23 protein-coding genes are annotated in these 24,490 nt (G+C 59.9%); 6 read left to right on the top strand and 17 right to left on the bottom strand.

The genetic code is table 11. From position 1 onward, the window contains the following. Positions 1–47: 47 nt before the first annotated feature. Positions 48–524 carry an FxsA family protein gene (locus A9404_RS12900; protein ID WP_066102414.1) on the bottom strand — a complete coding sequence of 159 codons (477 nt, stop codon included), beginning with the start codon at positions 522–524 and terminating at the stop codon, positions 48–50. Between the two features lie 380 nt (positions 525–904). On the opposite strand from A9404_RS12900, the gene dsbD reads away from it, so the two are divergent. Continuing rightward, a complete protein-coding gene (gene dsbD / locus A9404_RS12895; protein ID WP_066103441.1) occupies positions 905–3,229 on the top strand; it encodes a protein-disulfide reductase DsbD in 2,325 nt (774 codons plus the stop codon). Positions 3,230–3,351: 122 nt separating this feature from the next. Here dsbD and pstB read toward each other — a convergent pair whose 3' ends face one another. The 4 genes from pstB to pstS form a co-directional block, all read right to left on the bottom strand. Further along, positions 3,352–4,137, bottom strand: coding sequence for a phosphate ABC transporter ATP-binding protein PstB (pstB, locus tag A9404_RS12890; RefSeq protein ID WP_066103438.1), 786 nt, complete (start codon positions 4,135–4,137; stop codon positions 3,352–3,354). A 136-nt stretch (positions 4,138–4,273) separates the two neighbouring features. Next, positions 4,274–5,113, bottom strand: coding sequence for a phosphate ABC transporter permease PstA (gene pstA / locus A9404_RS12885; protein ID WP_066102411.1), 840 nt, complete (start codon positions 5,111–5,113; stop codon positions 4,274–4,276). A gap of 19 nt (positions 5,114–5,132) precedes the next feature. Continuing rightward, a complete protein-coding gene (gene pstC, locus A9404_RS12880; protein ID WP_066102408.1) occupies positions 5,133–6,116 on the bottom strand; it encodes a phosphate ABC transporter permease subunit PstC in 984 nt (327 codons plus the stop codon). 141 nt (positions 6,117–6,257) lie between these two features. Next, complete coding sequence (gene pstS / locus A9404_RS12875) at positions 6,258–7,298, bottom strand: phosphate ABC transporter substrate-binding protein PstS (protein WP_066102406.1); 1,041 nt, start codon at positions 7,296–7,298, stop codon at positions 6,258–6,260. Positions 7,299–7,595: 297 nt separating this feature from the next. Here pstS and A9404_RS12870 point away from each other — a divergent pair, with 297 nt between their 5' ends. The 4 genes from A9404_RS12870 to A9404_RS12855 are packed head-to-tail and all read left to right on the top strand — an operon-like array spanning position 7,596 to position 10,352. After that, a complete protein-coding gene (locus A9404_RS12870; RefSeq protein ID WP_066102403.1) occupies positions 7,596–8,516 on the top strand; it encodes a DUF6662 family protein in 921 nt (306 codons plus the stop codon). An 11-nt stretch (positions 8,517–8,527) separates the two neighbouring features. Next, positions 8,528–9,070, top strand: a complete 543-nt coding sequence (locus tag A9404_RS12865) for an FMN-binding protein (RefSeq protein WP_066102401.1) — start codon at positions 8,528–8,530, stop codon at positions 9,068–9,070. Then, positions 9,067–9,882 carry an FAD:protein FMN transferase gene (locus A9404_RS12860; RefSeq protein ID WP_082922980.1) on the top strand — a complete coding sequence of 272 codons (816 nt, stop codon included), beginning with the start codon at positions 9,067–9,069 and terminating at the stop codon, positions 9,880–9,882. Before A9404_RS12865 ends, A9404_RS12860 begins: the two co-directional genes overlap by 4 nt. Further along, on the top strand, positions 9,879–10,352 hold the full coding sequence (locus tag A9404_RS12855; protein ID WP_066102394.1) for a hypothetical protein: 474 nt from the start codon (positions 9,879–9,881) through the stop codon (positions 10,350–10,352). The genes A9404_RS12860 and A9404_RS12855 overlap by 4 nt, the downstream gene beginning before the upstream one ends. 44 nt (positions 10,353–10,396) lie before the next feature. Here the strand turns inward: A9404_RS12855 and A9404_RS12850 are convergent, their stop codons facing one another. The 8 genes from A9404_RS12850 to A9404_RS12815 form a co-directional block, all read right to left on the bottom strand. Beyond that, positions 10,397–12,781, bottom strand: coding sequence for a mechanosensitive ion channel domain-containing protein (locus A9404_RS12850; RefSeq protein ID WP_066102392.1), 2,385 nt, complete (start codon positions 12,779–12,781; stop codon positions 10,397–10,399). Between the two features lie 131 nt (positions 12,782–12,912). Next, positions 12,913–14,778 carry an excinuclease ABC subunit UvrC gene (gene uvrC / locus A9404_RS12845; protein WP_066102389.1) on the bottom strand — a complete coding sequence of 622 codons (1,866 nt, stop codon included), beginning with the start codon at positions 14,776–14,778 and terminating at the stop codon, positions 12,913–12,915. Positions 14,779–14,781: 3 nt separating this feature from the next. Then, positions 14,782–15,420, bottom strand: coding sequence for a response regulator (locus A9404_RS12840; RefSeq protein WP_066102386.1), 639 nt, complete (start codon positions 15,418–15,420; stop codon positions 14,782–14,784). Positions 15,421–15,487: 67 nt separating this feature from the next. Further along, positions 15,488–15,973, bottom strand: coding sequence for a CYTH domain-containing protein (locus A9404_RS12835; RefSeq protein ID WP_066102383.1), 486 nt, complete (start codon positions 15,971–15,973; stop codon positions 15,488–15,490). A 30-nt stretch (positions 15,974–16,003) separates the two neighbouring features. Continuing rightward, positions 16,004–16,975, bottom strand: coding sequence for a beta-ketoacyl-ACP synthase III (locus tag A9404_RS12830; RefSeq protein ID WP_066102379.1), 972 nt, complete (start codon positions 16,973–16,975; stop codon positions 16,004–16,006). Beyond that, complete coding sequence (plsX, locus tag A9404_RS12825; protein ID WP_407645340.1) at positions 16,972–18,000, bottom strand: phosphate acyltransferase PlsX; 1,029 nt, start codon at positions 17,998–18,000, stop codon at positions 16,972–16,974. Before plsX ends, A9404_RS12830 begins: the two co-directional genes overlap by 4 nt. A gap of 243 nt (positions 18,001–18,243) precedes the next feature. Further along, positions 18,244–18,432 carry a 50S ribosomal protein L32 gene (rpmF, locus tag A9404_RS12820; RefSeq protein ID WP_066102376.1) on the bottom strand — a complete coding sequence of 63 codons (189 nt, stop codon included), beginning with the start codon at positions 18,430–18,432 and terminating at the stop codon, positions 18,244–18,246. A 105-nt stretch (positions 18,433–18,537) separates the two neighbouring features. After that, entirely contained in the window at positions 18,538–19,143 is a 606-nt protein-coding gene (locus A9404_RS12815) for a YceD family protein (protein ID WP_066102371.1), read from the bottom strand. 91 nt (positions 19,144–19,234) lie between these two features. Here A9404_RS12815 and A9404_RS12810 point away from each other — a divergent pair, with 91 nt between their 5' ends. Beyond that, on the top strand, positions 19,235–19,837 hold the full coding sequence (locus tag A9404_RS12810) for a Maf family protein (RefSeq protein WP_066103432.1): 603 nt from the start codon (positions 19,235–19,237) through the stop codon (positions 19,835–19,837). 21 nt (positions 19,838–19,858) lie between these two features. Here A9404_RS12810 and lplT read toward each other — a convergent pair whose 3' ends face one another. The 4 genes from lplT to A9404_RS12790 all read right to left on the bottom strand — a co-directional run bounded on the left by lplT (position 19,859) and on the right by A9404_RS12790 (position 24,393). Beyond that, the gene (gene lplT, locus A9404_RS12805; RefSeq protein WP_066102368.1) at positions 19,859–21,109 is read right to left on the bottom strand and encodes a lysophospholipid transporter LplT; all 1,251 of its coding nucleotides are present in this window, start codon (positions 21,107–21,109) and stop codon (positions 19,859–19,861) included. Beyond that, complete coding sequence (gene aas, locus A9404_RS12800; RefSeq protein ID WP_156521337.1) at positions 21,106–23,268, bottom strand: bifunctional acyl-ACP--phospholipid O-acyltransferase/long-chain-fatty-acid--ACP ligase; 2,163 nt, start codon at positions 23,266–23,268, stop codon at positions 21,106–21,108. The genes lplT and aas overlap by 4 nt, the downstream gene beginning before the upstream one ends. Before the next feature lie 43 nt (positions 23,269–23,311). Further along, positions 23,312–23,662 (bottom strand): ArsR/SmtB family transcription factor, encoded by a 351-nt coding sequence (locus A9404_RS12795; RefSeq protein ID WP_082922979.1) that lies wholly within the window; start codon positions 23,660–23,662, stop codon positions 23,312–23,314. Between the two features lie 152 nt (positions 23,663–23,814). Further along, the gene (locus tag A9404_RS12790) at positions 23,815–24,393 is read right to left on the bottom strand and encodes a Spy/CpxP family protein refolding chaperone (RefSeq protein WP_066102362.1); all 579 of its coding nucleotides are present in this window, start codon (positions 24,391–24,393) and stop codon (positions 23,815–23,817) included. Positions 24,394–24,490 lie beyond the last annotated feature (97 nt).

Below are 24,490 nucleotides of genomic sequence, written 5' to 3'. Positions count from 1 at the left end.
ACAGCGACACCCATAGCGCATAAGACCGACACCACGAGCGGCATTCGCTAGTCGCGCCATTCGTCCCGTTTGATATAGGTGATTTTTTCCATCACCTGCCCCTCGGATTCGCGGCGGACCGTCTCGCCTTCGTAGACCCTGCCGCCACCCTGGCGACGTGTCACCACGGCATGAAGGTTCTTGGCCAACCACAGACCGAGCGTAAGCCGCCTGAAAAGCGGCACTGCCAGGATGATACCCATCATATCCGTCAGCGGCCCCGGCAGGATGAGCAGGACACCTGCGATCCAATGAACGAATACGCCCATGGCGTCGTTCAGCTGCGCCGACTCCCTACCCGCTCCGGATGCCTGCATGCGCTGCATCGCTCGAGGCCCTGCCGTACGAAGCAGCCAGACACCGACAAATGCCGTACCCACGACCCAGGCGAGCGTGAACCAAAAGCCCAGCGCCGCGCCCATGGCGATGAGCAGAACAATTTCCACGATGGGGAGAAATGCAATAAGCGAGAGGGGTCTGGGCATAAACAACCTTCATCGAGGGTTCAGGAATAGGACGTAAAATACGATGCCGCACGGGCACAGTTACATTCTGGCGACGCAACCCGAGAAAACAATATCCGGATCGAAAAAATTCATGGTTCCGGAGTCCGTAAGAAATCGGTGCCCGTTTCGACTATAAAGATATCTTTACGCACAATGAGACCGATGTTCTTGCCCAAAAGATTCCATGTACACGCCTCGGCCAATGGCACAACCATCCATACGGCGATGCCGCCGGCTCATGGAAAAACCGTGACTGCCCATCTGCTCGGTGTATTTTCTGAATCTTTGTCCCTTTTCTCGGTCTGACCTTGATCATGCACACCAACCATTCATCCCGTCACAGCAAGGTGATTTTCTTCATGTCGTTTCTCAAATTGGTTCAGCACAGTCTAATTGGGCTACTTGTCGGCCTGTCGTTCACGACGCCGCAACGGGCTCTGGCCGATGATCTGCTCCCACCCGAACAAGCATTTCATGCCACGGCAGAAATCCATAACAATACGCTGGAAATCACCTACCACGTCGCCAACGGTTACCACCTCTACCAGAACAAGATCGAGATCAAGTCGGATACCCCAAGCCTCGAACTGGGCAAACCCATCCTGCCCGAGGGCGTCGTCGACAACGATCCCTATCTTGGCAAGCTCATCGTCTACAAGAAGGATTTCGTCGTTGACGTACCGGTCACGAAACGCGCACCCGGCCCCGTCACGCTGAACCTGAAATACCAAGGGTGCTCGGATACCCAGGGCGTCTGTTACCCTCCACAGACGCAACTGATTCAGATGACCCTGCCGGCCCAATCCTCGTCCAGCGCACCGACAGAACCGACCGCATCCTCGGCAAACAGCCTGGAAGCCCTGGCTGGAAACATGGGCGGAGAAGCCGACCAGACGCCTCTTGAGCCCGAGCAGGCCTTCAAGCCGAGCATCACGATGAAGAACGGCACCGTCTCACTCAGCTGGACGATCGCCAAGGGCTACTATCTGTACCGCGACCGCATCAAGGTTGCGCTCGATGCAACGGACGCACGCATCAGCGGTACTGATATCGGCGCCGGTGACCTCAAGGATGACCCCACCTTCGGCAAGACCTTCGTCTTCCATCATGATCTGACCACACAGGTGGCCATCAAGGCCGGCAAGGACAAGACTGCCGTGCTGGTTGCCGGCTACCAGGGCTGCGCCGAACTTGGATTGTGCTACCCGCCTATGGAAAAGGCATGGAAGATCGATCTTGCCTCAGATACCGTAACGGCGCTCGATTCCGCACCGAAGGTCAAGCTCAAACCGATCGCCGACTATCCGTCGTTGAGCGCCAAGCAAGACACTGCCCCGGCATCGGCTGGCACGCCCGCCCCAGCTCAGGCGCCCCAGAGTCAAACCGATGCCATCACGCACGAACTTAAGACCGGCAGCATCTGGACCATTGTCTTCGGTTTTCTGGTCATCGGCCTGTTGCTCGCCTTCACCCCGTGCGTCTTCCCGATGATTCCGATTCTTGCCGGCATCATTGCGGGCCAGGGTGAAAAAATCACGACACGCAAGGCCTTTACCCTTTCACTGGTCTACGTACTCGCCATGGCCGTCACGTATACGGTCGCCGGAATCCTGGCCGGGCTGTTCGGTTCCAACCTGCAGGCGGCGTTCCAGAATCCCTGGATCCTGAGTGCCTTTGCAGCGATTTTTGTCGCCCTCGCCTTTTCCATGTTCGGCTTCTTCGAACTTCAACTGCCCTCTGCCCTCCAGTCGAAGATCATGCAGGTGCAGAACGAACAGCAAGGCGGCACGCTCGTCGGTGTGGCCATCATGGGCCTGCTGTCGGCACTGATCGTCGGGCCCTGCATGGCACCCCCTCTGGCCGGTGCGCTGATCTACATCGGTCAGACCGGCGATGCAGCCCTGGGCGGCATCGCCCTGTTCGCCATGAGCATCGGCATGGGACTCCCGCTGATCATCGTCGGCACGCTGGGCGGCAAGTTCCTGCCACGTGCCGGCGCCTGGATGGATGCGGTCAAGTACGTGTTCGGCGTTCTGATGCTCGGGGTCGCCATCTGGATGCTGGAACGCATCATCCCGGATATCGTCGCTCAGGTGCTCTGGGGGCTGCTGATCATCGGCTCGGCCGTCTATCTCGGTGCGACAGAACAACTGAAAGAAGGTGCCAGTGGCTGGTCTAGGCTCTGGAAGGTCCTGGGTGTCGTCCTGCTCATCTGGGGCAGCCTGATTCTCGTCGGCGTAGCCGCTGGCGGCAAGGGCAGCGTATTTGCGCCGCTCACGGGGCTGAGCCTCGGCGACGGCAGCAGCCAAGCACCGGCGAAACTGACGTTCACCAAGGTCAAGAACCTGGACGAGCTCAATGCAGCTTTGGCGAAGGCGAAGGCGGCCGGCAAGCCGGTCATGTTCGACTTCTATGCAGACTGGTGCGTCTCGTGCAAGGAGATGGAACACAACACCTTCAGCAATCCTGAAGTCGTGCAGGCCTTGGCACCCTTCGTTCTCCTCCAGGCCGATGTCACGGCGAACAATGCGGATGACAAGGCCCTGTTCAAGCGGTTCGGTGTATTGGGTCCGCCCACGATCGTCTTCTTCAACAGTCAGGGACAAGAATTGAAGGCGGAGCAAGTCGTCGGTTATGAGCCGCCTGCTCGGTTCATGACCCACATCACTGCGGCAAATCATTAAACGCCAAACGGCCATTCCGGGTACAGCCCCCGGAATGGCCATCAGCGCCAATGATCCGAAATCAAAAAAGCCCCGTCATCAAGACGGGGCTTTTCGTTGCTCAGGCCGGACCGATTAGCGGCTCAACCAAAGCGACCGGTAATGTAATCCTCGGTTTCCTTTCTGCCCGGGTTCGTGAAGATGATATCCGTGTGATCGAACTCGACCAGCTTGCCGAGATACATGAAGGCGGTATAGTCGGAAACCCGCGCCGCCTGCTGCATGTTGTGGGTCACGATCGCGATGGTGAAATCGTTCTTCAGCTCGTGAACCAGTTCCTCGATCTTGGTCGTGGAAATGGGGTCGAGCGCTGAAGTCGGTTCATCCAGCAGCAACACCTCAGGTTTCACGGCAATCGTCCGGGCGATGCACAGACGCTGCTGCTGACCACCGGAAAGCGCGGCACCAGACTGCTTGAGCTTGTCCTTGACCTCGTCCCAGATGGCCGCACGCTGGAGCGCCCATTCCACACGATCGTCCAGCTCTGATTTGGACAGTTTCTCGTACAGCCGAACCCCAAACGCCACGTTGTCGTAAATCGACATCGGGAAAGGCGTGGGTTTCTGGAACACCATGCCGATCTTGGCGCGCAGCATGTTCACATCGACCTTCGGACTCAGGATCGATAAACCATCCAGGGTCACCTCACCGGTGGCGGACTGTCCCGGATAGAGGTCGTAAATACGATTGAAGATCCGCAGCAGTGTGGATTTACCGCAACCGGAAGGTCCAATGAACGCCGTAACCTGCTTATCGGGAATCTGCATCGAAATGTTATGCAGTGCCTTGAATTTGCCGTAAAAGAACGACAAGTCCCGAATATCGATCTTGGCACCGTCGATCTGTCGAACCGACTCCATCTTGTCCATTAATCCCGCTCGTTCCTCTGATTCCTTCAGGGCGGTAGCCATGTTCAATCCCATGTTGGAATTATTCGGCTGCGCATCGGACATCGTGGTTGCTGTCATAAATTGATCTCTACTTCAAAATAACTAGCCAACGGGACTACCGTGACGTGGGCGATTTCAGGGTGTACCGCGCGAGAATATTCATCAGCAGGACACTGATGGTGATCAGGAGCGCAGCGGCCCAAGCCAGATTCTGCCAGTCTTCGTAAGGGCTGAGGGCGTATTGATAGATGACGACGGGCATGTTCGCCATCGGTTGATTCATGTCAACCGACCAGAACTGGTTGTTCAGCGCCGTAAAGAGCAGCGGCGCCGTCTCGCCCATGATTCGGGCCGTGGCCAACAATACGCCCGTGATCATACCGCTCAGCGCAGCTTTGTAGACGATTGAAATCGTCACCTTGTACCTCGGAGCCCCCAATGCTGCAGCGGCCTCACGCATCGGCGTGGGCACCAGTTTGAGCATATCTTCCGTCGTCCGAACGACAACGGGTATCACCAATATCGATAGGGCGATTGCGCCAGCCCATCCGGAGAAATGTCCGGACGGCTCAACGACCAGGGTATACACGAATACACCAACGACAATCGATGGCGCAGAAAGGAGGACATCGTTGATAAATCGGACGACATTGGAGAAGGTGCCCTTCATACCGAATTCGGCCAGATAGGTACCGGCCATCACACCGATTGGCGTACCGATCAATACGGCAAGCACGGTCAAACCTAAGGTACCGACGATGGCATTAAGCAGACCACCATTTGCACCGGGCGGCGGGGTCATCTGTGTAAACACGGCCCAGTTGATGTACTGAAAGCCCTTGCCGAACAGAACGGACAGGATCCAGGCCAGCATGACCAGTCCGAACAGGGTCACGAGAATCGAGGCAGAAAGGTTGATGAAATTGACAATCTTACGAACTTGATACTTGGTCATGTCTCAGGCCCAACGAAAATTAAGTACTGGTGCCTTGGTGGGCGCGCTCGAGAATCATCAGGAACCACTTGGCAATGGATAGGACCAGAAAGGTGATTATGAAAAGGATGAGCCCCAGAGCGATCAGCGACGACATATGCAGGCCACTTGCCTCGTTGAATTCGTTGGCCATGGTCGAGGCGATGGTTGCGCCAGGATAGAAAAGTCCGGTATTGAGTTCCAGAGAGTTACCGACCACGAACGCAACCGCCATCGTTTCACCCATGGCACGTCCCAGGCCAAGAATGATCCCGCCAACCACACCGGCCTTGGTATAGGGCAGAATGACCTTCCAAACGACCTCCCAGGTCGTCGAGCCCATGGCATAGGCCGATTCCTTCAGTGTGGTGGGCACGATCTCGAACATGTCGCGCATGACCGAAGCAATGAACGGAATGATCATGATTGCGAGCACCACACCGGCCGTGAAGATACTCACACCAATCGGCGGCCCCTGAAAGAACTGACCCAGAACAGGCAATTCACCCAAGGTATCGGTCATGATCGGTTGCACGGAATTGGCGAACCAGGGCGCGAAATAGAACAGGCCCCACATGCCATAGATGATGGAGGGAACGGCCGCCAGCAATTCGATGGCGATACCAACAGGACGTTTCATCCAATTCGGCGCCATCAGGGTAATGAAGATTGCAATCCCAAAACTCACCGGAACGCCGATGACGACAGCAATCAATGAAGTCACTAGCGTGCCAATGATCGGGATGATCGCGCCATACTTGTTATTGACGGCATCCCATTCCGCGCTTGCGAAAAAACCGAAACCGAAATGCGCAAATGTCGGCCATGCTTCCTTGAAAAGCATCAGCATGATCCCGAACAGTACGATCAGAACAAGTGCCGCAAACGAGAATGCCGAACCCTTGAATATTCTGTCGAGCAGAACTCCGGAACTCTTTGCCTGGAGTTGTCGATGCAGTATCAACTGTTCTTCGGGTGTCGCCATTAAATCGCCTTAATTCATGGAGGGTTGCTTAGGTTTGCCAGCCCATCAAGAAATGGTTTGCGGCAAAACTAAGCAGTGACTCTTTGAGTGAAAACAGGGGCCAGTAAAATACTAGCCCCTGCCCATCGAATCAAACTTTTATTACTTCAGCTTGATGTTCTTGGCCCAAGAAGCCTCGATCAGCTTCTCGACGCTTTCCGGAATCGGAATGTAGTGCAGTTCCTTGGCTTCGGACTGACCATGATCCATGGACCACTTGAAGAAGTCGAGAACAGCCTTGACCTGAGCCGGGTTTTCCGGGTCCTTGTGCACGATGGCGAACGTAGAACCGGTAATCGGCCAGCTGTCATCGCCAGGCTGGTCGGTCAGAACAACGCGGAAGGCCGGGGTGTGTTCCCAGTCAGCGTGGGAAGCAGCAGCAGCGAAGTTGGCCATGGTCGGCGCAACGCGCTTGCCGGCGCTGTTGATCATATCCATGTAGGGCAGCTTGTTCTGCAGTGCATAGGCGTATTCAACGTAACCGATGGCGCCCTTGATGCGGCCGGTGTAGGAAGCAACACCTTCGTTGCCCTTACCACCCAGGTTGCCCTTGGACAGCCAGGTAACGGTCTTGCCTTCGCCGACTTTCTCTTTCCACTCCGGGCTAACCTTGGACAGGTAGTTGGTGAAAATCGCAGTGGTGCCGGAAGCGTCAGAACGGTGAACAACGGTGATGGCCAGATCCGGCAGCTTCTTGCCCGGGTTCAGCTTCTGGAGGGCAGGATCGTTCCACTTGGTGATCTTGCCCATCATGATGTCGGCCAGGACCGGACCGCTGATGGCCAGCTCGCCCTGCTTGTTGCCGGGGATGTTGGCAACGATGACTTCGCCACCCATGATCAGGGGCCACTGGGTCAGACCATTCTTTTCGAGGTCTTCGACAGTCATCGGATCATCGGATGCGCCGAAGTCGACAGTCTTGGCGATGATCTGCTTGATACCGGCACCTGAACCAACAGACTGATAGTTCACTTCTACGCCGGTGGCCTTCTTGTAGGCAGCTGCCCACTTGGAGATGATCGGGTAGGCGAAGGATGAGCCCGCACCAGTGATTTTGTTGACTTCGTCAGCATGCGCAGACAAAGAAAACGCCGTAGCAGCAGCCAGAACCGCGCTAGCGATCAGCTTCTTGTTAAACATCATCAGTTAATCCCCCGATAAGGTGTGTTTGGATAGCAACAACCATGCAAAGGCACGGTTCCTGATCAGTATCGCAATGGAAAAATGACAGTTCATGACAAAACGATGAAGTTTTTATGACAGTCGCGGTTGCGCCTTGCATGCAGCGGATATGAGTATCGCGCCATTATACTACTGAAAACAAAGATATAGTATCACCATTCTCTTTTGCGACCCGTGCGGTCACGCGCCTCTTGACAACCGCTCAACACTTATAGATAGTGCGAATCGTTCTCATTCGTCTATAGGTTGGTTTTATTCATGCGTCTTCTTTCTCTATCCAGGAACTACTCAAATTTCCTCGCTGGCTTCATTGGTCTGTGCACCACCGTCACTGTCATGCAGGCCCAGGCGGACGAAAACCTCTTTGGCTATATCAAGGGGGCGGAACCCCTGCCTCAGAACGCCAACGAACTCTATGGTTATGCGACCCATCGCTGGGACAAGGGTGCCGGCACCTATCGTGCAACGGACTACCAGATCGAGTACGAGCGCGGCGTCACCCATCGATTCAGCGCCGGTTTTGCATTCAAGGCACAAGGGATACGAATCAACGATCTACTGATCGATGCATACATTCCCAAGAACGAACGCTATGCCTTCAAACCCTCCGGTATCGAAGCGTCTGCAAAGTACGCGTTTCTGACGCCTGCGCTCGACGATATCGGTCTGGCGAGCTATATGAGCCTTGATTACAACTGGCTCGATCCGCATTCCGGCCAGAGAAAGAACACCTATTCGCTCGACTACAAGCTACTCGCCCAAAAATATCTGATGGACGGTCAACTCGTGCTCGCAGGCAATCTCGGCGTGGAGACCACCTACGCCCATCGCAAGGCCGTTTCCCCGTTGCCGGAGAATTACGAATGGCCCACGGAACCGGAGATGGAGATCGAATTCATGTCCGGCTTCGGTGTGTCCTATCGATTCGCGCCCAATTGGTCCGTCGGCTATGAAGTCTTTTATCAGACCGAGTTCGAAACGGAAGTCGGCACCGAGCGCTGGTCGGTTCAGGGCGGCCCCTCCCTCCACTATGCGGACCGCCGCTGGTGGGCGACCCTGACCTGGTTGCCGCAACTCGTTGGCGGCGGAGAACGTTTTCCGGAACAGAATGACCGCAACCTGCATCTCATCGAAAAGACCAAGAACGAGCTACGCCTGAAGATCGGCTACAACTTCTAGGAGGATCTGTCATGAAGTTCACGCCATTACTGGTCGTCGCCCCGATCCTGATGCCAGCGGCCCAGGCCACCGAATACCTGGACACGGCCGCGGCCCAACGGATCCTTTTTCCATCCGCCAGCCGCTTCGTTGTCGAAACGGTCAAGCTGAACGATCAGCAAAAGGGGCGCATTGCCGAACTCAGCGGGGTGACCCAACGCTGGCAGGACCAGCCGGTCTGGCGCGTAGAGACTGATGGTCAACCAACCGGCTGGTACATTGAAGATCGCGTCATCGGCAAACATGAATTCATTCGGTATGCCCTGGCGCTTTCGCCTCAAGGACAGGTGCTAGGCATTGAAATCATGGACTACCGCGAAACCTACGGGGGCGAAGTCCGTCAGGCCGAATGGCGCGGACAGTTTCTCGGAAAAACGCGAGCGAGCACCCTCTCGCTGGGGTCGGACATCCGCAACATCAGCGGCGCGACACTTTCCTGCCGCAACATCACCAACGGCGTCAAACGCCTGCTTGCGCTGCAAAAGGTGGTGCTCGACGGGCGAATCCAGCCATGAACCATTGCGTACAGCGGATGCGGCCGTTACTGGGTACCTTCGTGGAAATCCAGGCAACCGGCTCCCAGTCGATCGAGCGCATCCATCAGGCGTTAGATGCCGCCTTTTCAGAAATCGAACGAGTCGGTAGGCTGATGAGCGTACAGTCCTCCACCAGTGACCTCGGGAGATTGAATCGGAGCCGTGCGGCAATCAGCATTCACCCCTGGACCGCACGGGTCATTCGGCTCGCCCTAAACTTGGCGGTACGCAGTGCGCACCGATTCAATCCGACGGTCGGTGGTCTGCTGGTCGATTCCGGTCGCTACCCCGCACCGGAGACTCCCTATGTTCGCCGCGGCACGGCCGACGACATCCTGCTATCCGGTTGTCATATCGAACGCAGGCGGCCCGTACTACTGACCCTCGACGGCATCGCGAAAGGATGGGCCGTCGACCGTGCCCTCGCCCGCCTTAGGTCCTCGGGCTTGACCGCCGCGCTGGTCAATGCCGGTGGCGATTGGCGATGCTTCGGCCCCCCCCGTCCGATTCTGCGCGATACGCCCTCTGGCAGGGTACATCTCGGTCTGCTCGAACGCGGCGCCTGCGCCACGTCAAGCGCGGGCCTCGATCCCGACTGCTTCCCGGCGGAACTGGTCATCGACGTCCCCGACCGACAGAAAGGCACCTGGACCGTGATTGCACCTCAGGCATGGCTGGCTGACGCATTGACCAAGGTGGCTGCCAATACCCCTCCGCAGGAGGCGGCTCATAGCGTACGGGTGCTGGGCGGGCACTTGATCAGCGAGCCAAACGCAGCCCGGGGCGCATGATGCTTGTCGAGAAGTTCCGCAGGCAGGGGTACCCCGCCAGTTTCATACCGGTGCTTGGCTTCGTGGGCCTGGCACTCCTCGCCACCGGTATCCTGCTGATTCCGCTCCTGCTGACAATGCAAATGGAACTGGACTTGCCCTGGTATCCCTCGGGCTTGCTCCGCAATCTCGTCACGGGCATCCATGTACTGAGCGGATTTGTGCTGGTGTTCCTGCTTGGCGCAGTGACCATCGTCCATATACGAGCCGGCTGGCTTCGCGGGGAAAAACGCGTTTCAGGCGCGTTCGCGACCAGCCTCATCGCCCTGCTGGCGGTCACGGCCATTCTGCTGCTGTATAGCCCATTGGAAGCAGTCGCCCATCAGGCGGCGATCGTGCACACGTTACTGGGCATTGCGCTCCCGCTCGTGATCGGCATGCACGCCCGGACGCGCATTCGTGTCCGAGCACGCCGTTTCAGACCTGACTGAGCCGGGCACCGCGATGCGCGATCGCAAACCCCTATTCGCCGGACTCAATGCCCTGAATCACCGTCGACATCCGATTTGTCGGGCATCCAGCGGGTCGCCTCGTCCTGGCTCGGCCGAGTGGCTGCATCCGTTCCCTTTTTTTCGCCATCCTCGGTATCCGACCGCGCGGGGCGTCGGGTGAGTTGCAGCTGAGCCGCCGTTGGCGTACCGGATTTATCCTCCCCGAAATAGAGCGTGGTATGGGGAAACGGAATCTCGATGCCGGCCGCGTCGAAATGCAACTTGACCAGACGATTGTAGGCACGGCCGACCGCCCACTGATCACCCGGGGTCGTCTTGATCATGACGCGAATGTTGACCGAACTGGCGGCAAGTTCAGTGACGCCGGGGATCTGGATCGGCTCGAGAATCTTGTGCTTCATCAACGGGTCGGCCATGAGGTCGTCGAATGCCGCGCGCAGATGTGCGATCGCATCGTCGATGCTTTCTCGATAGGCAATACCGTACTCCGCCTTGTGGTAGGCAAAGCCCCGCATGAAGTTCGACACGACGCCGACCGAAGAAAACGGCACGATGTGGTAGGTCCCGGACAGATCGCGCATGCCCACGGAGCGGATCGTCAGGTTCTCGACGGTTCCGGTCACGCCGCCGGCCGTCACCGTATCCCCCGTGTTGATCGCGTTTTCCAGCTGTATGAAGATGCCGGTAATAACATCCTGAACCAATTTCTGCGCCCCGAAGCCGATGGCGAGCCCCAGTACGCCGGCACCGGCCAGCAAGGGACCGATATTCACGCCCAGTTCCGACAGAACCATCATCAGGGTCATGGTCACCAGCGCGATAGCCACCACGTTGCGGAACAGGGCAAGCAGCGTCTTGATCCGAGCCGAGGGCATATGATCCCGCTCTGCGATCAACTTGACCTCGATGAGGCTCGCGATGACCAGCCAGGCGAACAACGCCAGACCGATTACGAAGAAAATATCGAATACGCTGCTCAGGAAACGTTGGCCCACCGGGGTCGTCAGCCACTCGAACAGGTTGGTGACCCGCCACACCGCCAGGATGCCGGCAACAACTGCCAGAACGATCAATGCACGCAGCATGCGCAGCAACCAGGGGAGATAGGTGTTGAGTCGCTGCTCAAGTCGGGGCAGTCGCTGGCGGTGATGATCCTTGAGCCGGACCTCGCCCCCCAGAATCTGCGAAAGCAGTCCCGAAACCAGAAACCCACCGGCCAGGATCAGCGCACTGTACCCCGTGGCCGAGCCAATAAAGGGCAATGCGTCACTGGGCCGGGTGATCGCAACAAGAAATACCATAGCCACATAGCCGACAGCCAGCACGTGCCAGATCTGAGCCAGCACGGAAAGGAACCAGCCGGCCACCGGGCCCTTGCGATGCGTAGCGGCCTGCATCAATGCATCACGAATCGTGCCACGCTGCTTCAGCAGGGTCGTCACGGTCCAGAGGAACCCCACCAGCGCAATCACACTGGCAGTGATCTGCGCCGCATCCTGCCCATAAACACGACGGAGCACGGGTACCACCACCATCATGCCGTAGCCGGCACCCAGAAGCAGCCAACTGACGCGCGCCGTCCAGAACCGCGCCGTTTCCGCACTGATCGGAAAAAGTCGCAATCCCGGATAGGTGGGCACCAGCACGAGACGAAGCATCATTCGCGCGAGTTCCAGAACCACAAAGGCGTTCAGATACAATGCCTGCTGACGGGCAAATACCGCCACGTCGCCGGCCAGCCATACCGACACGGCATTACCCACAACATAGATCAAAGCAAGTACGCCAAGACCGACCCCACCGGCAAAGAGCAGGGATAGGGATGCCCGCAACAGATGCTGACGTGTCGATCCGCGCCCTGCCCACTGATTCAGCCGGATCAGCAACGGGCGGAACAGCCGCTCAGCCAGCAGCCACAAGCCATAACTCAGCAGGATCAGCGCCATCATCGGCCAGAGTCCCGCCAGGAATCGATCGAGTTCGAAGACGCCGTGCTCGCCGTTCATCAGGCGCCGGATACGCTGATAGGTGCCTTCGACACTTTGGCCGATGTCCTGAAAGAACACGGAAGTCTCCATGGCCATGCGGCTGGCAAGCGAGTGATCCGCGGGCTCATTGGCTTCGGCATCGCCCGCATCGGATTGGGCTCCGTGGTCTTTTCCGTCGGCAGTCTGACCGGCATCTGCCGCGAGGTGATCCAGCGTCTTGATCAACGCAGCGCGCGCCTTGGGATCCTTGAGCATGTCGGCCAGTGCCCTGTAATCCACGGGATGGTCCGCTTTGCCATCGGAAGGGGCGGCCGATTCCGAGGTCGGCAGGGGCAGAACACCCGCCTGAACAGTCGGCACCATGCCACAGCTCAAACCGACCATGAATACCAACGCGGCAACCCGACCCAGAAACTTCATTCAACCTCCCATCCAGACTCAACTTCAACACGCCATACGATGCCCGACGCTCCGAGCCGACAAAGGCGGACTCGATCACGAACCGGCCGACCGGCCCCCAAAACCTTAGCACATCGGGTCGATTCGGGCGTTCAGCGCGCCGAGACGGACGCACCCTCATGCAACCAGGCATGGATCTCCTCGGCGAGTCCCTCGGATATGCCCGGCACCGTGCCGAGCTCGGCCACACTGGCCTGACGCAGCCCCCGGATGCCGCCGAAATGCTTGAGCAACGCCTGTCGGCGCTTGGCACCGACGCCCGGGATCTTTTCCAGATCCGACTGGGTCCGCGCCTTCTGCCGTCGGGCCCGATGACCGGTGATGGCGAAGCGGTGGGCTTCATCGCGCACCTGCTGGATCAGATGAAGGGCGGGATCATGCGGATCGAGCCGCACCTCGGCGCCCGCTTCGCCGGATTCGTCCCTTGGGCGGATCAGTCGTTCCTCGCCCGCACGGCGCTCGACCCCTTTCGCGACGCCCAGGATATAGACGCTCGTGACCCCCTGCGCCGTCAACACGGCCTGCGCCTGCGCCACCTGGCCATGTCCACCATCGATCAGCAACACATCCGGCAGAATGCCACCCTCGCGCATCGCGCGGCCAAAGCGGCGGGTCAACGCCTGCGCCATGGCCGCATAATCGTCGCCCGGCGTGATGCCCTCGATGGAATAACGACGATACTGATCCTTCTGCGCGCCCTCCGGGCCGAACACCACGCAGGAAGCGACAGTCAGCTCGCCCTGGGTGTGCGAGATGTCGAAGCATTCGATCCGCTCGATCCGCTCGAGACCCGTCCACTGCCGCAGGGCGGCGAAGCGCGCATCGAGCCCAAGCCGACTGGCGAGTCGCTCGTTCGCAGCCAACCGGGCATTCTCCGCCGTCTGCGCCAGCCATTCCCGGGCCTTGCCCCGTTGGGGAAGAATCAGTTCGACCCGGTGCCCGGCCGCCGCCGACAGCACTTCGGTGATGAACTCCGGTTCCTGCGGCAGGACGCCCAGCAGCAACCGCGCGGGCGCCTCCCGTTCGGTGTAGTACTGACTGAGAAACCCGGCCAGAATCTCGGCCGGTTCGGTATCGGCCGGCACGGCGGGGAAGAAGGACCGGGTGCCGAGATGTCGACCATCCCGAATCGTGGAAACGGCCACCACGGTGAGATTCGAGACGCATTCCAGGGCGATGACGTCCGCATCGCCGCTCACCCCGGTCACGGTCTGCTGCTGGCTGACCGCTCGAAGCTGGGCAATCTGATCGCGCCACTGGGCGGCTCGTTCGAAGTCCAGCGCCTCGGCCGCCTGCTCCATCCGAGTCACGAGAGAGGCTACCAAGGATTGACTGCGTCCGCTGAGGAAGGCCATGGTGTCGTCGACGTCCTGACGGTACTCCGTCGGCGAGACATAGCCGACGCACGGCGCCTTGCAGCGCCCGATCTGATACTGAAGACAGGGTCGGCTGCGGTTACGGAACACGCTGTCCTCGCACTGGCGGACCTTGAACACCTTTTCGAGCAGCACCAGCGTTTCGCGCACGGCGCTGGGCGCGGTATAGGGTCCGAAATAGCGGCCTGCGCGCTTGCGCGCCCCCCGGTGATAGGCCAGCCGCGGATAGGTATCGTTCGTCGACACATAGATCCAGGGAAAGCTCTTGTCGTCGCGCAGGAGAATGTTGTACCGAGGGCGATGTGCCTTGATGAGATTGCTTTCCAGCAGGAGCGCCTCGGACTCCGACTGGGTCGCCGTCGTCTCGATATGCGCGATCTGCCGGACCAGCGCTTCGGTCTTGATGGATTGACGCCCGCGGAAATAACTGGAGAGGCGGGCCTTGAGATTGCGCGCCTTGCCGACGTAGATCACGGTGCCGTCGGCATTGAACATCCGATAGACGCCAGGACGTTCCGTGACGGATTTGAGAAAGGTCGACGGTTCGAACGGAACCTGCTGGGCATCATCCCCGGGGGGCATCGGTCACTCGCTGAAGACGATACGGCCGGTCTTCACGGCCAGACGCAGCAACTCGATATCGTTCGACACGCCCAGTTTTTCCTGGAGGCGCACCTTGTAGGTACTCACCGTCTTGGGGCTGACGCACAGGGCATCGGAGATGAACTGGTTGGATTTCCCCTCCAGGATCATCATCAGCACCTGCTGTTCCCGGCTGGACAGGGCATCGAAGGGATCGGTGGTCTTGCGCATCGACTGCAGGGCGATTTCCTGAGCGATGCGGGAGGAAATGAAGCGGGTCTTGTGGCACGCATGATCGATGGCGGTGATCAATTCGTGGGGCGGCGCGTCCTTGGTGACGTAACCATGTACGCCCGCTTCCAGAACCGAACGGGCCAGCGCGGCATCCGCCTCGGCGGTGACGGCGATCAGGCCCACGTCGGGATAACGCGCCTGGATACGCCGGATGGCTTCCAACCCACCCATGCCGGGCATGTGGATGTCGCAGAGCACCACGTCCACATGCTCCGACTTGAGCTGCGTGAGTGCCGATTCGCCACTGTCGGCCTCCGCGGCGACCTGGATATCCTGTTCACTGCCGATCAAATGCGCAAGGGCCTTGCGGACCATCGTATGGTCATCCACGATCATGACGCGAATCATCTGTATCTACACCCCCGCAACGCCGAGCCACTGAACAACGCATCCCATCGGCACCGACCCTCGGTCATCAAACGTCCTTCCACTGGGCATACGGATGTTCAACCAAAGACACATTATAGTACCGCGGATCGTCGGACACTTCGGCGCCCGCCCAGTCCGGCAGCGTGATGGCCTGATCCTCCGAGGACAGCTCGACTTCCGCGACGACGAGCCCCGCGTTCGCCCCCAGAAACTCGTCGATTTCCCAGAGCAGACCGCCGAAACGCACGTAGTGACGCCATTTGTCGATCACAGCGCCGGAGCAGAGATGGTCGAGCATATGCTGCGCATCCGCGACGGGAATGGGGTATTCGAATTCATCGCGGGAGACGCCGAGCGTCATGCTCTTGATGTTCAGAAAGGCGGCATCGCCAGATACACGGACGCGGACCGAAGCACGCGCACCACCCGACAGCGTCGTCAGGTAGCCCTGGGTCATGCGACGGGATTCGGTCACCGCATCGCGCCAGGAGCCATCCTTAAGAAGATATTTTCGCTCGATTTCCTGTGCCATATCCGCCTCGTCGCGCCGATGTCGCCGGCCTCAGAACCGGATTAGCGCGGAACCCCAGGTGAAACCGCCGCCGAAAGCCTCGAGAAGAATCTTGTCGCCCCGTTTGATCCGCCCGTCCCGCACGGCCGTATCCAGAGCCAGAGGCACCGAGGCGGCCGAAGTGTTGCCATGCCGATTCACGGTGACCACCACGCGATCCATGGGTAGATCCAGTTTGCGGGCGGTGGCCTGGATGATGCGGATATTCGCCTGGTGGGGCACCAGCCAATCGATATCCTGATAGCCCATGCCGGCCGCCGCCAGCGTTTCGTCCACGATCCGGCCGAGCGTATTCACGGCCATCTTGAAGACTTCGTTGCCGCGCATCTCGATGAATGCCGTACCGTCGGCCAGGCGCTCGGGATCGGTATCCGGGCCGGGCTTCACGGTGGTCAGCAGGGATTCGTAGGCGCCATCCGCATGGATATGCGTACTGATGATGCCGGGTTCCTCGCTGGCTTCCAGCACCACCGCACCGGCACCGTCGGCGAACAGCACACAGGTGCTGCGATCCTGCCAGTTCACGATGCGGGACAGCGTTTCCGCCCCGATGACCAGGGCGCAGCGCGCCGAGCCGGTCTTGATGAATTTTTCCGCGACACTCAGGGCATAGACGAACCCGGTGCACACGGCCTGGATATCGAACGCGGGCGAGCCGTGGATGCCCAGCTTCTGCTGCAGCAGACACGCCGTGGAGGGGAACACGCGGTCGGGCGTGGTCGTCGCGACGATCAGGAGATCGACATCGGCCGGGGTTTTACCCGCGGCTTCCAGCGCACGACGCGCCGCGGGCTCGGCGAGATCCGACGTCAACTGATCCTTTTCGGCAATGTGCCGCTGCTCGATGCCGGTCCGTTCGCGAATCCAGGTATCCGAGGTTTCGACCATCCGTTCCAAATCCTGATTGGTCAGGATCCGTTCGGGGAGGTAACTGCCCGTTCCCGTGATGCGCGCGTGATTCATGCCATTTCCTTTTCGTTCAGCAGTTGCCCCAGTCGTTGATCAATCCGACGAGGTACATCTTTCTCGATTTCCCGCAGGGCGACGCCCAAGGCACTGATGAAGGCCTGTACATCCGCCCCGCCGTGACTCTTGATCACGATCCCTTGCAGCCCCAGCAGGCTGGCACCATTGTAGCGCCCGGGATCCAGGCGGTTCTTGAGCCGTTTCAGAACCGGCAATGCACATACCGCAGCCGCTTTCGACAGCCAGGTACGGTTGAATTCCTCACGCAGGAATTGCGCGATCATCTTGGCCAACCCCTCGCTGGTCTTCAGGGCCACGTTACCGACGAAACCATCACAGACGACCACGTCCGCCACGCCCCGGTAGATATCATCCCCCTCGACGAAGCCGATGTAATTGATGGGCCCCTCTTCCAGCAGAGCGGCAGCCGCCTTGACCGTATCGTTGCCCTTGATCGCCTCGGCGCCGACATTCAACAGACCGACCTTCGGTTCGGGGTTGTCGTCGTAGGCCTCGACGAGCACGGAGCCCATCACGGCAAACTGGAACAAATGCTCGGCATTGCATTCCACGTTGGCCCCGAGATCCAGCACATGGGTATGCCCCGTCATGCTGGGCAACGCCGTGCAGATCGCGGGCCGGTCGATCCCCGGCAGCGTTTTCAGTACGAATTTTGCGGTCGCCATCAGGGCGCCCGTGTTGCCGGCGCTGACGGCCGCCTGGGCGGCGCCGTCCTTCACCAGGTCGATGGCCACCCGCATCGACGATTTCTTCTTGCTGCGCAGCGCAACCGCCGGGGATTCGTCCATCAAAACGACTTCGGGCGCATGAACGACATGCAGGAGATCCCCTTCCCGAAGGCCATGCTGGGGCAACTCCTGGCGAATCTGGGACTCGTCGCCAACCAGAAGCAATGTGACGCCGGGATGCGCCTCCTGAAAACGGGCCGCAGCCGCCAGGGTAACGACCAGACCATGGTCGCCACCCATCACATCAATCGCAATTCGTACACTCATGGACAATGCCATACCTCAATACCGCATCCAGCTGAAAATGATCATGTCATCGGCAGCCACCTACTCCGCCGATCCTTACGTCGCGTGGCGAGGGGCCACGCAACACAGACTTCCGACACGATCCGCCGGAGAAAATTCGCCGGGGGAACACCGGGCGACAAATACCGAAAAAAGCCGGACAAAACAAAAACCCTGCGCGCGCGGGCACGCAAGGTTACTTTATTTCCGCATCATCGCCGAGATCGAGGATCAGGCTTCTGAGGTGTTCTTCTCGGCAATCACGCGCCGACCACGGTAAAAACCATCGGGGGTCACGTGGTGACGACGATGGGTTTCGCCGCTGGTCGCATCGACCGACAGCGTCGGCTTGACCAGGGCATCGTGGGTACGGCGAGAATCACGCTTAGCACGACTCATTTTGTTTTGCTGAACAGCCATTTTCTAACTCCTAACAAAAATCACACACTCGGTTGGAGTGGGTTTAAACCAAAAACTTGCGCGCGCCCCACTTCATCAGTGGCACAGGCACAACAAGATGTATCGTCACGATTTGTCCGAACGTCGCCACGCCTTCGCAAGCTCCGCGAAGGGATTGGGGCGCTCGGGCTCGGTCGGCTCATCCGAGGCTTCCGCCGGTTCTCCCGGCAGATCATCCGCTTCCCGCCAAGCTGGCTGGCACCGATGCTCGTGCATGACGACGGACGGCACCGCCATCAGCGCCTCGTCTTCCAGCAGATCGACGAGGGAAACGGCACCCTCGTCGTCCATCAGCACCGGCTCGCATTCATCCATCACGTGCTGGGCCTGTTCGTCGCTGTACACGAACTGCAGCAGGGACTGCCCCGTCACCGGGATCGTCATCGGCTGCAAGCAACGTGCACAGGCCTGTTCCACCTCGGTGCGCACCGTGATGTCCGCCAGCAGGTTCCGAACGACATCTCGATGGAACCGCACCGAGAACCGCAAGGGCGTCTCCGGTGCGGCCTGCGGCACCATCGATGCCAGCCGCGGCAGATCCCGGGCCAGCACCGCACCGTCGAAGACACGCTCGCCATCACACGCCGCCCGCACACCGATTTCGGGCAGACTGGACACAGGTTGCACGCGAACGCTCGCGTCGATGCCGCCTGGGACGGTTTTGGAATTCATGCCTGCTTACTCAACGCCAGGAACGCTCGACGAAATGCCTTGCCAGAATCGTATAATATTAGCGATTTATTAGCCGATGCGCAAAGTGAATATGTCGAAAACCCCGAATCTGGTCCTCGCTTCCTCCTCCCCTACCCGACGCAATCTGCTGGATCGCCTGCAGATTCCCTATGAAATCGACAAGCCGGAGATCGACGAAAGCCTGCGGCCGGGCGAATCCGCACTTGAAGCCTGTCTGAGGCTGGCCCTGGAAAAGGCGTTGCGGGTCGCCGAGCGGCATCCCGAAGCAGTAATCATCGGCTCGGATCAGGTCGTCGCATCCGACGGCCGTATCCTCGGCAAGCCCGGAGATGCGGCTGGGGCCCAGGCGCAACTGCGCGCCCTTTCCGGGCAGCGTATCGATTTTCACGTCGCCGTGGTCGTTCTGACCCCGGATCGGCGCCCGCTGACCTGGCATGAAACGGTCGAAGTACAGATGCGACACCTCACCGACGCCGAAATTGCGCGATATATCGATATCGAGCAGCCTTTCGGCTCCGCCGGCAGCATGAAATCCGAGGGACTGGGCGCAGCACTGGTCGAATCCATGACCTCCACCGACCCGTCGGCCATTCTGGGACTGCCCATGATCGCCACGACCCGGATGCTGCGGGAAGCCGGCATCGATCCCCTCGCCCCTATGGGAAATGGGTAGCGACCAATCCCCAGCTTGCCCTCAGTCTGGCAGGGATTCGACCGCCCCCGCAGCACTGCGGGCCCGCCGCGCCGAATGCCGCAAGCGGTAGCCGGCAAGCACCAGCATGCCCAAGGTCACGACCCCGCCGAAACCATAGGCAACTGCGACCGGTTTCATCCCGATGGCAACGGCCAGAAAGTACAGCCCCGCCATGCCCAGCATGGCCAGATTTTCGAACAGATTCTGTACCGCCAACGTCCGACCGGCGCCGATGGTTTCATGACCACGCTCCTGAAGCAAGGCGTTGAGCGGCACCACGAAATACCCGCCCGCAACACCTAGACCGATCAATACGATCACAGCCATCTCGTAGCTGTTCATCGGTGCCAGCGCCACGATCAATGGCCCCAGCAGCACCCCCCCGACGAGCGCCCGGTTGACCTGATCCACCCGCACGAGAAACGCGGCCAAGCCGGCACCCAGCACGATGCCGACGGACACGATGCCCATCAGGTTGGCAGGCGCCTGGTTGTCGAGAATATTCAGCGCTGCCGGCACCCAGGCGAACATCAGCAGCCGCAACGACGCGCCCATGCCCCAGAACAGACTGGTTCCCGCAATACTGAATCGCGCGTCATGGTTGCGCCAGAGCACGGCCATATTGCTCAGGAAGACGCGCGGCAGACGACCGAGCGCACGAAATGAGGTCAGTGCGTGAATCACCGGGAGGGTGGGTATCCCCAGGTTGGCCGCCGCCGCCAGGAGATAGAATCCTGCCGCCACCTCGACGGCCAGCAGAACCGAGCGATCCGCCAGCCAACCGCCGGCCAGCACACCCAGCAGAATGGCGGCGATGGTCGAGCCCTCCAGCAGGCTGTTGGCCTTGACCAGATGGTTCGGCGTCACGAGCTGCGTCAAGATGCCGTATTTCGCCGGGGAGTAGATGGCGGCCCCGACCCCCGCCACCGCATAACCGATCAGCGGGTTCACCCCCATCAGGATGAGGGCTGCCCCGACCAGCTTCACGAGATTCGCATTGAACATCACCCGTCCCTTCGAAAAGGCATCGGCGAAGGGACCGACGTAGGGCGCGAGCAGGATAAAGGCGAGCACGAAGGAAATCTGCAGCAGGGGCAGGAGCTCGTCACCGTCGGACGCCTGCTTGAGCAGGGCGACCGCCGCGACGAACAGCAGATTATCGGCCATGGCCGAAAGAAACTGCGCCCCCAACAGGGCCGCCATGCCGCGCGACAGCAAACCCTGCGCGGGTGACTCCGGTGACGTATTCATGCTGCGGCCTCCGCCAGTTGCTTGACCCGGACATAATCCACCTTGCCCGTACCCAGCAAGGGTATCGCGTCCATCATGACGATTCGTCGGGGGATTGCCAATTCCGGCTGGCCCAACCGCCGGCAGGTATCCGTCAAGGTCGCCCGCGTGAGGGCCGGATCGGTCGTGACCAGCACGATCTGCTCGCCCCGCTGCACATCGGGCACCGTGGTGGCAGCATGATCGCCGGAGGGCGCGACGGCCCGGGCGATCGATTCGACGGTCTCCAGGGAAACCATCTCGCCGGCCACCTTGGCAAATCGCTTCAGGCGACCGAGGATCGTGACGAAGCCCTGGGCGTCGATCGTCACGATGTCGCCCGTACTGTACCAACCGGCCCCCATGCCCTCGACCTCGGGCGGTTCGATCCGGCCCGGGTTCTCGTAGCGAAGATAGCCGGACATCAGATTCGGCGCACGCACGCAGAGCACGCCGCCTTCGGCGATGCCCGGCACCGGCCGCAACTGTGCCTCGACGCCCGGCAGGAGCTGGCCGACGGTCCCGGTTCGATAGGCCATGGGCGTATTCACCGCCAGAACCGGCGCGGTTTCCGTCACGCCATAGCCTTCAAGAATGCGCAGGCCGAACTTTTCGTACCAGAGCGCGCGCACCGCATCGCTGAGCTTCTCGGCGCCGGCAATCACGTACCGCAGCTTGTGGAAGTCATAGGGGTGCGCGAACTTGCCGTAATTCGCCAGGAACGTACTGGTGCCGAACAGGAGGGTACAGTTGCGGTCGTAGGCGATTTCAGGGACCAGCTTGTAATGCAGGGGAGACACGTGCAGGAAGATGCGTGCCCCGGTCAGCAAGGGTAGCAGCAGCCCGCCGGTCAGACCGAAGGCATGGAAAATGGGCAGCACGTTCAGGACCTTGTCCGCAGGCGTCAGATCGAACAGCGACTGAATCTGAGCCACGTTCGCCATCAAGGCCCGGTGCGACAAGACGACCCCCTTGGGGCGTCCTTCTGAACCCGAGGTGAACAGGATGGCAGCCGGATCCTCGGCACTGGCGACATCGGGCACCGCCCGCGCCGGAAACCAGCGGGCAAATCCCAGGAGCCAGAGCCGGTCACGCCAGCCAACCAGATCCCGCAGATCCTCGATATAGACGATCCGCACCGACGGGATCTCCGTCAGCAGCCCGGAAAGCCTGGCCTGCTCCAGAAAGGCCCGCGAAGTCACGATGGTCCGGATCTGTGCCGTATGGCAGGCGGCGGAAATCCCACTCGGCCCCGCGCTGTAGTTCAGCATGGCCGGCGTACGCCGTACCGCGTTCACGCCAAGGAACAAGGCGACCGTCACCGCCAGGTTGGGCAATAGCAGACCGATCGCCTCGCCCTCCCGGGTCAACCGGGCCAATACGCGCCCCAGCACCAACGCCATGGATTGGATCTGGCCATAGCGATATTCCGGCGCGCGCACGTCCTCGATCACGTCGCGACCACGTCCGAAGGTCCGGGTCGTCGCCAGATACGCCTGCCAGATCGTTTGCGGCGGACGGGAAGCGAACAGCATGCGCTGCATGATATTGCGCATGGCATGGCCGGCATCGACCCGCCGCGCACGGGCCGTCGGCGCGTCGGACAACGCGATACGGGTCGGCGGGAGGATCGTCAGCGTCACATGGGGAAACAGGGCCTTGGGTTGAATGGCGGACATCCGACTGAAATAACTGCGTTTCAACCCGTCCAGCCGGATCGGAATGATCTCGGCCTGGGCGCGCGCCGCCAGCATGGCCGGACCGTCGTATACCTTCATCAATCCCCCGGTATCGCTGATGCGCCCCTCGGGAAAGATGACCACCGGACGCCCTTGTGTCAGGGTCTTGAGCACTGTCTTCATGCCGATGGGATGCATCGGGTCCACGGTGATGGTATCCACGAGCTTCAGACCCCAGCGAAACCAGCGATTGCGCATGACGCCCGTGTGGACGACGAACACGGGATCGATCGGCAGAAAGACGCCCATCACCACCCCGTCGAGATAGGACTCGTGATTCGCGACGATCAATTGGCGACCGCCCCACCGAATGTGGCCGAGATCGCGAACCTCCACCCGGAATACGTAGCGGAACAGACCGCGTAATACGAAACGGACAAACTTCTTGAACAACCTATTCATGGTTTTGACTTCCTTGCTGCGCAATACAGCCTGCTGGGGCTCGTTATCGAACGGGCGTTTCGGAATCCTCTGAGGTTGATGGCGCCTGCTGCGCCCGGACGAAATCGGCCATCATCGTGAATGTGCGCATCAGCAGATCCGTATTGACGGAGAGATAAACGGCCTTGCCGCGTTTCTCGCTCGTCAGGAGACCAGCGGTTCTGAGCACCTGCAGATGATGGTTCACAGCGGTCCGGGACAGCGGCACGATCTCGGCGATCTCGGAGATCGTCAATTGCTCTCCGGGATCGAAAAGCAACAGGATCCGCTGACGATGCGTATCCCCCAGCGCCGTAAAAATGGCGGCCGTATCGACCCAGGCGTCGGGGATGATGTGTTGGTAGCCGCTTTTCATATCTACGATTCTAGTTATTTAGTTATTCATGTCAACACCCCGACAGTTCGACCGGAAAGTACAAAAAACAAGGGGCACCCCAAAGAGTGCCCCTGCCATCGATCAACCGCCGGTCGCCGCCTTTTGCGCTGACGACCGCGTTCCGACCCGTCCTACGGTCGCATGCAGCCCGAATCCGAAGTCGGATGGGACTTCGCTCCCTGCATCTGTCCATGGCGATGTTTGAAGCGATGCGCCATGTCGTCCAGCACCTTGCGCTGATTGTCATCCAGCGCCCGACGCAGATTCGCCGTGGCGGCACTCAACGCAGCCATATGATCGGCCATCTCTTTCATCCGCTCCGCCCGAAACTGGGCAATTTCCGCCGCGTTCATGTCCCCCTTGGGACGATGCATGGGCTTCGGCATCATGGCGAGACGCGCCGCCGAAAACTGTTGCCAGGCCGGTTCCTGGGGGGCCGTAATCTGCAACCGGTTCGCCATCTCGTGCAGTTCCACCTCGACATGCCGTTTTCGCGCTGCTCGCATATGCTCCATACGTTCAGGGGAAAATTCACGGTGGGCCATGGACGGCATCTGGGCACCATCCCCCGACATCGGCATCGGGGGTTCTGCCCATGCCGAGCCGGCAATCAGGCTACCGGCAATCAGGCTTGCCGCCAGAAACCGTGGAAAGGCAGTACGCCCGAAAAGGGTTTTATTGGGACGGGCTGAGACATCGATCGTCATCATGGTCAAATCCTCCAGGGTTGTAGGCAGCCCGGAATACACCGTCGACTACCCGAAACGCTTGAATCAAGCACGGGACCCATTCAACCCCAGGGATGTA

Origin of the sequence: Halothiobacillus diazotrophicus (assembly GCF_001663815.1) — a bacterium.
Classification (GTDB): Bacteria; Pseudomonadota; Gammaproteobacteria; order Halothiobacillales; family Halothiobacillaceae; genus Halothiobacillus; species Halothiobacillus diazotrophicus.
The sequence above is the reverse complement of the archived record's forward strand: the minus strand, read 5'-3'. Positions and strand labels throughout refer to the sequence as shown.

What these genes read in the sequence shown, in the direction of transcription:
- A9404_RS12900 (WP_066102414.1), bottom strand. Translation starts at nt 524, where the DNA reads ATGCCCAGACCCCTCTCGCTTATTGCATTTCTCCCCATCGTGGAAATT.
- dsbD (WP_066103441.1), top strand. Translation starts at nt 905, where the DNA reads ATGTCGTTTCTCAAATTGGTTCAGCACAGTCTAATTGGGCTACTTGTC.
- pstB (WP_066103438.1), bottom strand. Translation starts at nt 4,137, where the DNA reads ATGGACAAGATGGAGTCGGTTCGACAGATCGACGGTGCCAAGATCGAT.
- pstA (WP_066102411.1), bottom strand. Translation starts at nt 5,113, where the DNA reads ATGACCAAGTATCAAGTTCGTAAGATTGTCAATTTCATCAACCTTTCT.
- pstC (WP_066102408.1), bottom strand. Translation starts at nt 6,116, where the DNA reads ATGGCGACACCCGAAGAACAGTTGATACTGCATCGACAACTCCAGGCA.
- pstS (WP_066102406.1), bottom strand. Translation starts at nt 7,298, where the DNA reads ATGATGTTTAACAAGAAGCTGATCGCTAGCGCGGTTCTGGCTGCTGCT.
- A9404_RS12870 (WP_066102403.1), top strand. Translation starts at nt 7,596, where the DNA reads ATGCGTCTTCTTTCTCTATCCAGGAACTACTCAAATTTCCTCGCTGGC.
- A9404_RS12865 (WP_066102401.1), top strand. Translation starts at nt 8,528, where the DNA reads ATGAAGTTCACGCCATTACTGGTCGTCGCCCCGATCCTGATGCCAGCG.
- A9404_RS12860 (WP_082922980.1), top strand. Translation starts at nt 9,067, where the DNA reads ATGAACCATTGCGTACAGCGGATGCGGCCGTTACTGGGTACCTTCGTG.
- A9404_RS12855 (WP_066102394.1), top strand. Translation starts at nt 9,879, where the DNA reads ATGATGCTTGTCGAGAAGTTCCGCAGGCAGGGGTACCCCGCCAGTTTC.
- A9404_RS12850 (WP_066102392.1), bottom strand. Translation starts at nt 12,781, where the DNA reads ATGAAGTTTCTGGGTCGGGTTGCCGCGTTGGTATTCATGGTCGGTTTG.
- uvrC (WP_066102389.1), bottom strand. Translation starts at nt 14,778, where the DNA reads ATGCCCCCCGGGGATGATGCCCAGCAGGTTCCGTTCGAACCGTCGACC.
- A9404_RS12840 (WP_066102386.1), bottom strand. Translation starts at nt 15,420, where the DNA reads ATGATTCGCGTCATGATCGTGGATGACCATACGATGGTCCGCAAGGCC.
- A9404_RS12835 (WP_066102383.1), bottom strand. Translation starts at nt 15,973, where the DNA reads ATGGCACAGGAAATCGAGCGAAAATATCTTCTTAAGGATGGCTCCTGG.
- A9404_RS12830 (WP_066102379.1), bottom strand. Translation starts at nt 16,975, where the DNA reads ATGAATCACGCGCGCATCACGGGAACGGGCAGTTACCTCCCCGAACGG.
- rpmF (WP_066102376.1), bottom strand. Translation starts at nt 18,432, where the DNA reads ATGGCTGTTCAGCAAAACAAAATGAGTCGTGCTAAGCGTGATTCTCGC.
- A9404_RS12815 (WP_066102371.1), bottom strand. Translation starts at nt 19,143, where the DNA reads ATGAATTCCAAAACCGTCCCAGGCGGCATCGACGCGAGCGTTCGCGTG.
- A9404_RS12810 (WP_066103432.1), top strand. Translation starts at nt 19,235, where the DNA reads ATGTCGAAAACCCCGAATCTGGTCCTCGCTTCCTCCTCCCCTACCCGA.
- lplT (WP_066102368.1), bottom strand. Translation starts at nt 21,109, where the DNA reads ATGAATACGTCACCGGAGTCACCCGCGCAGGGTTTGCTGTCGCGCGGC.
- aas (WP_156521337.1), bottom strand. Translation starts at nt 23,268, where the DNA reads ATGAATAGGTTGTTCAAGAAGTTTGTCCGTTTCGTATTACGCGGTCTG.
- A9404_RS12795 (WP_082922979.1), bottom strand. Translation starts at nt 23,662, where the DNA reads ATGAAAAGCGGCTACCAACACATCATCCCCGACGCCTGGGTCGATACG.
- A9404_RS12790 (WP_066102362.1), bottom strand. Translation starts at nt 24,393, where the DNA reads ATGATGACGATCGATGTCTCAGCCCGTCCCAATAAAACCCTTTTCGGG.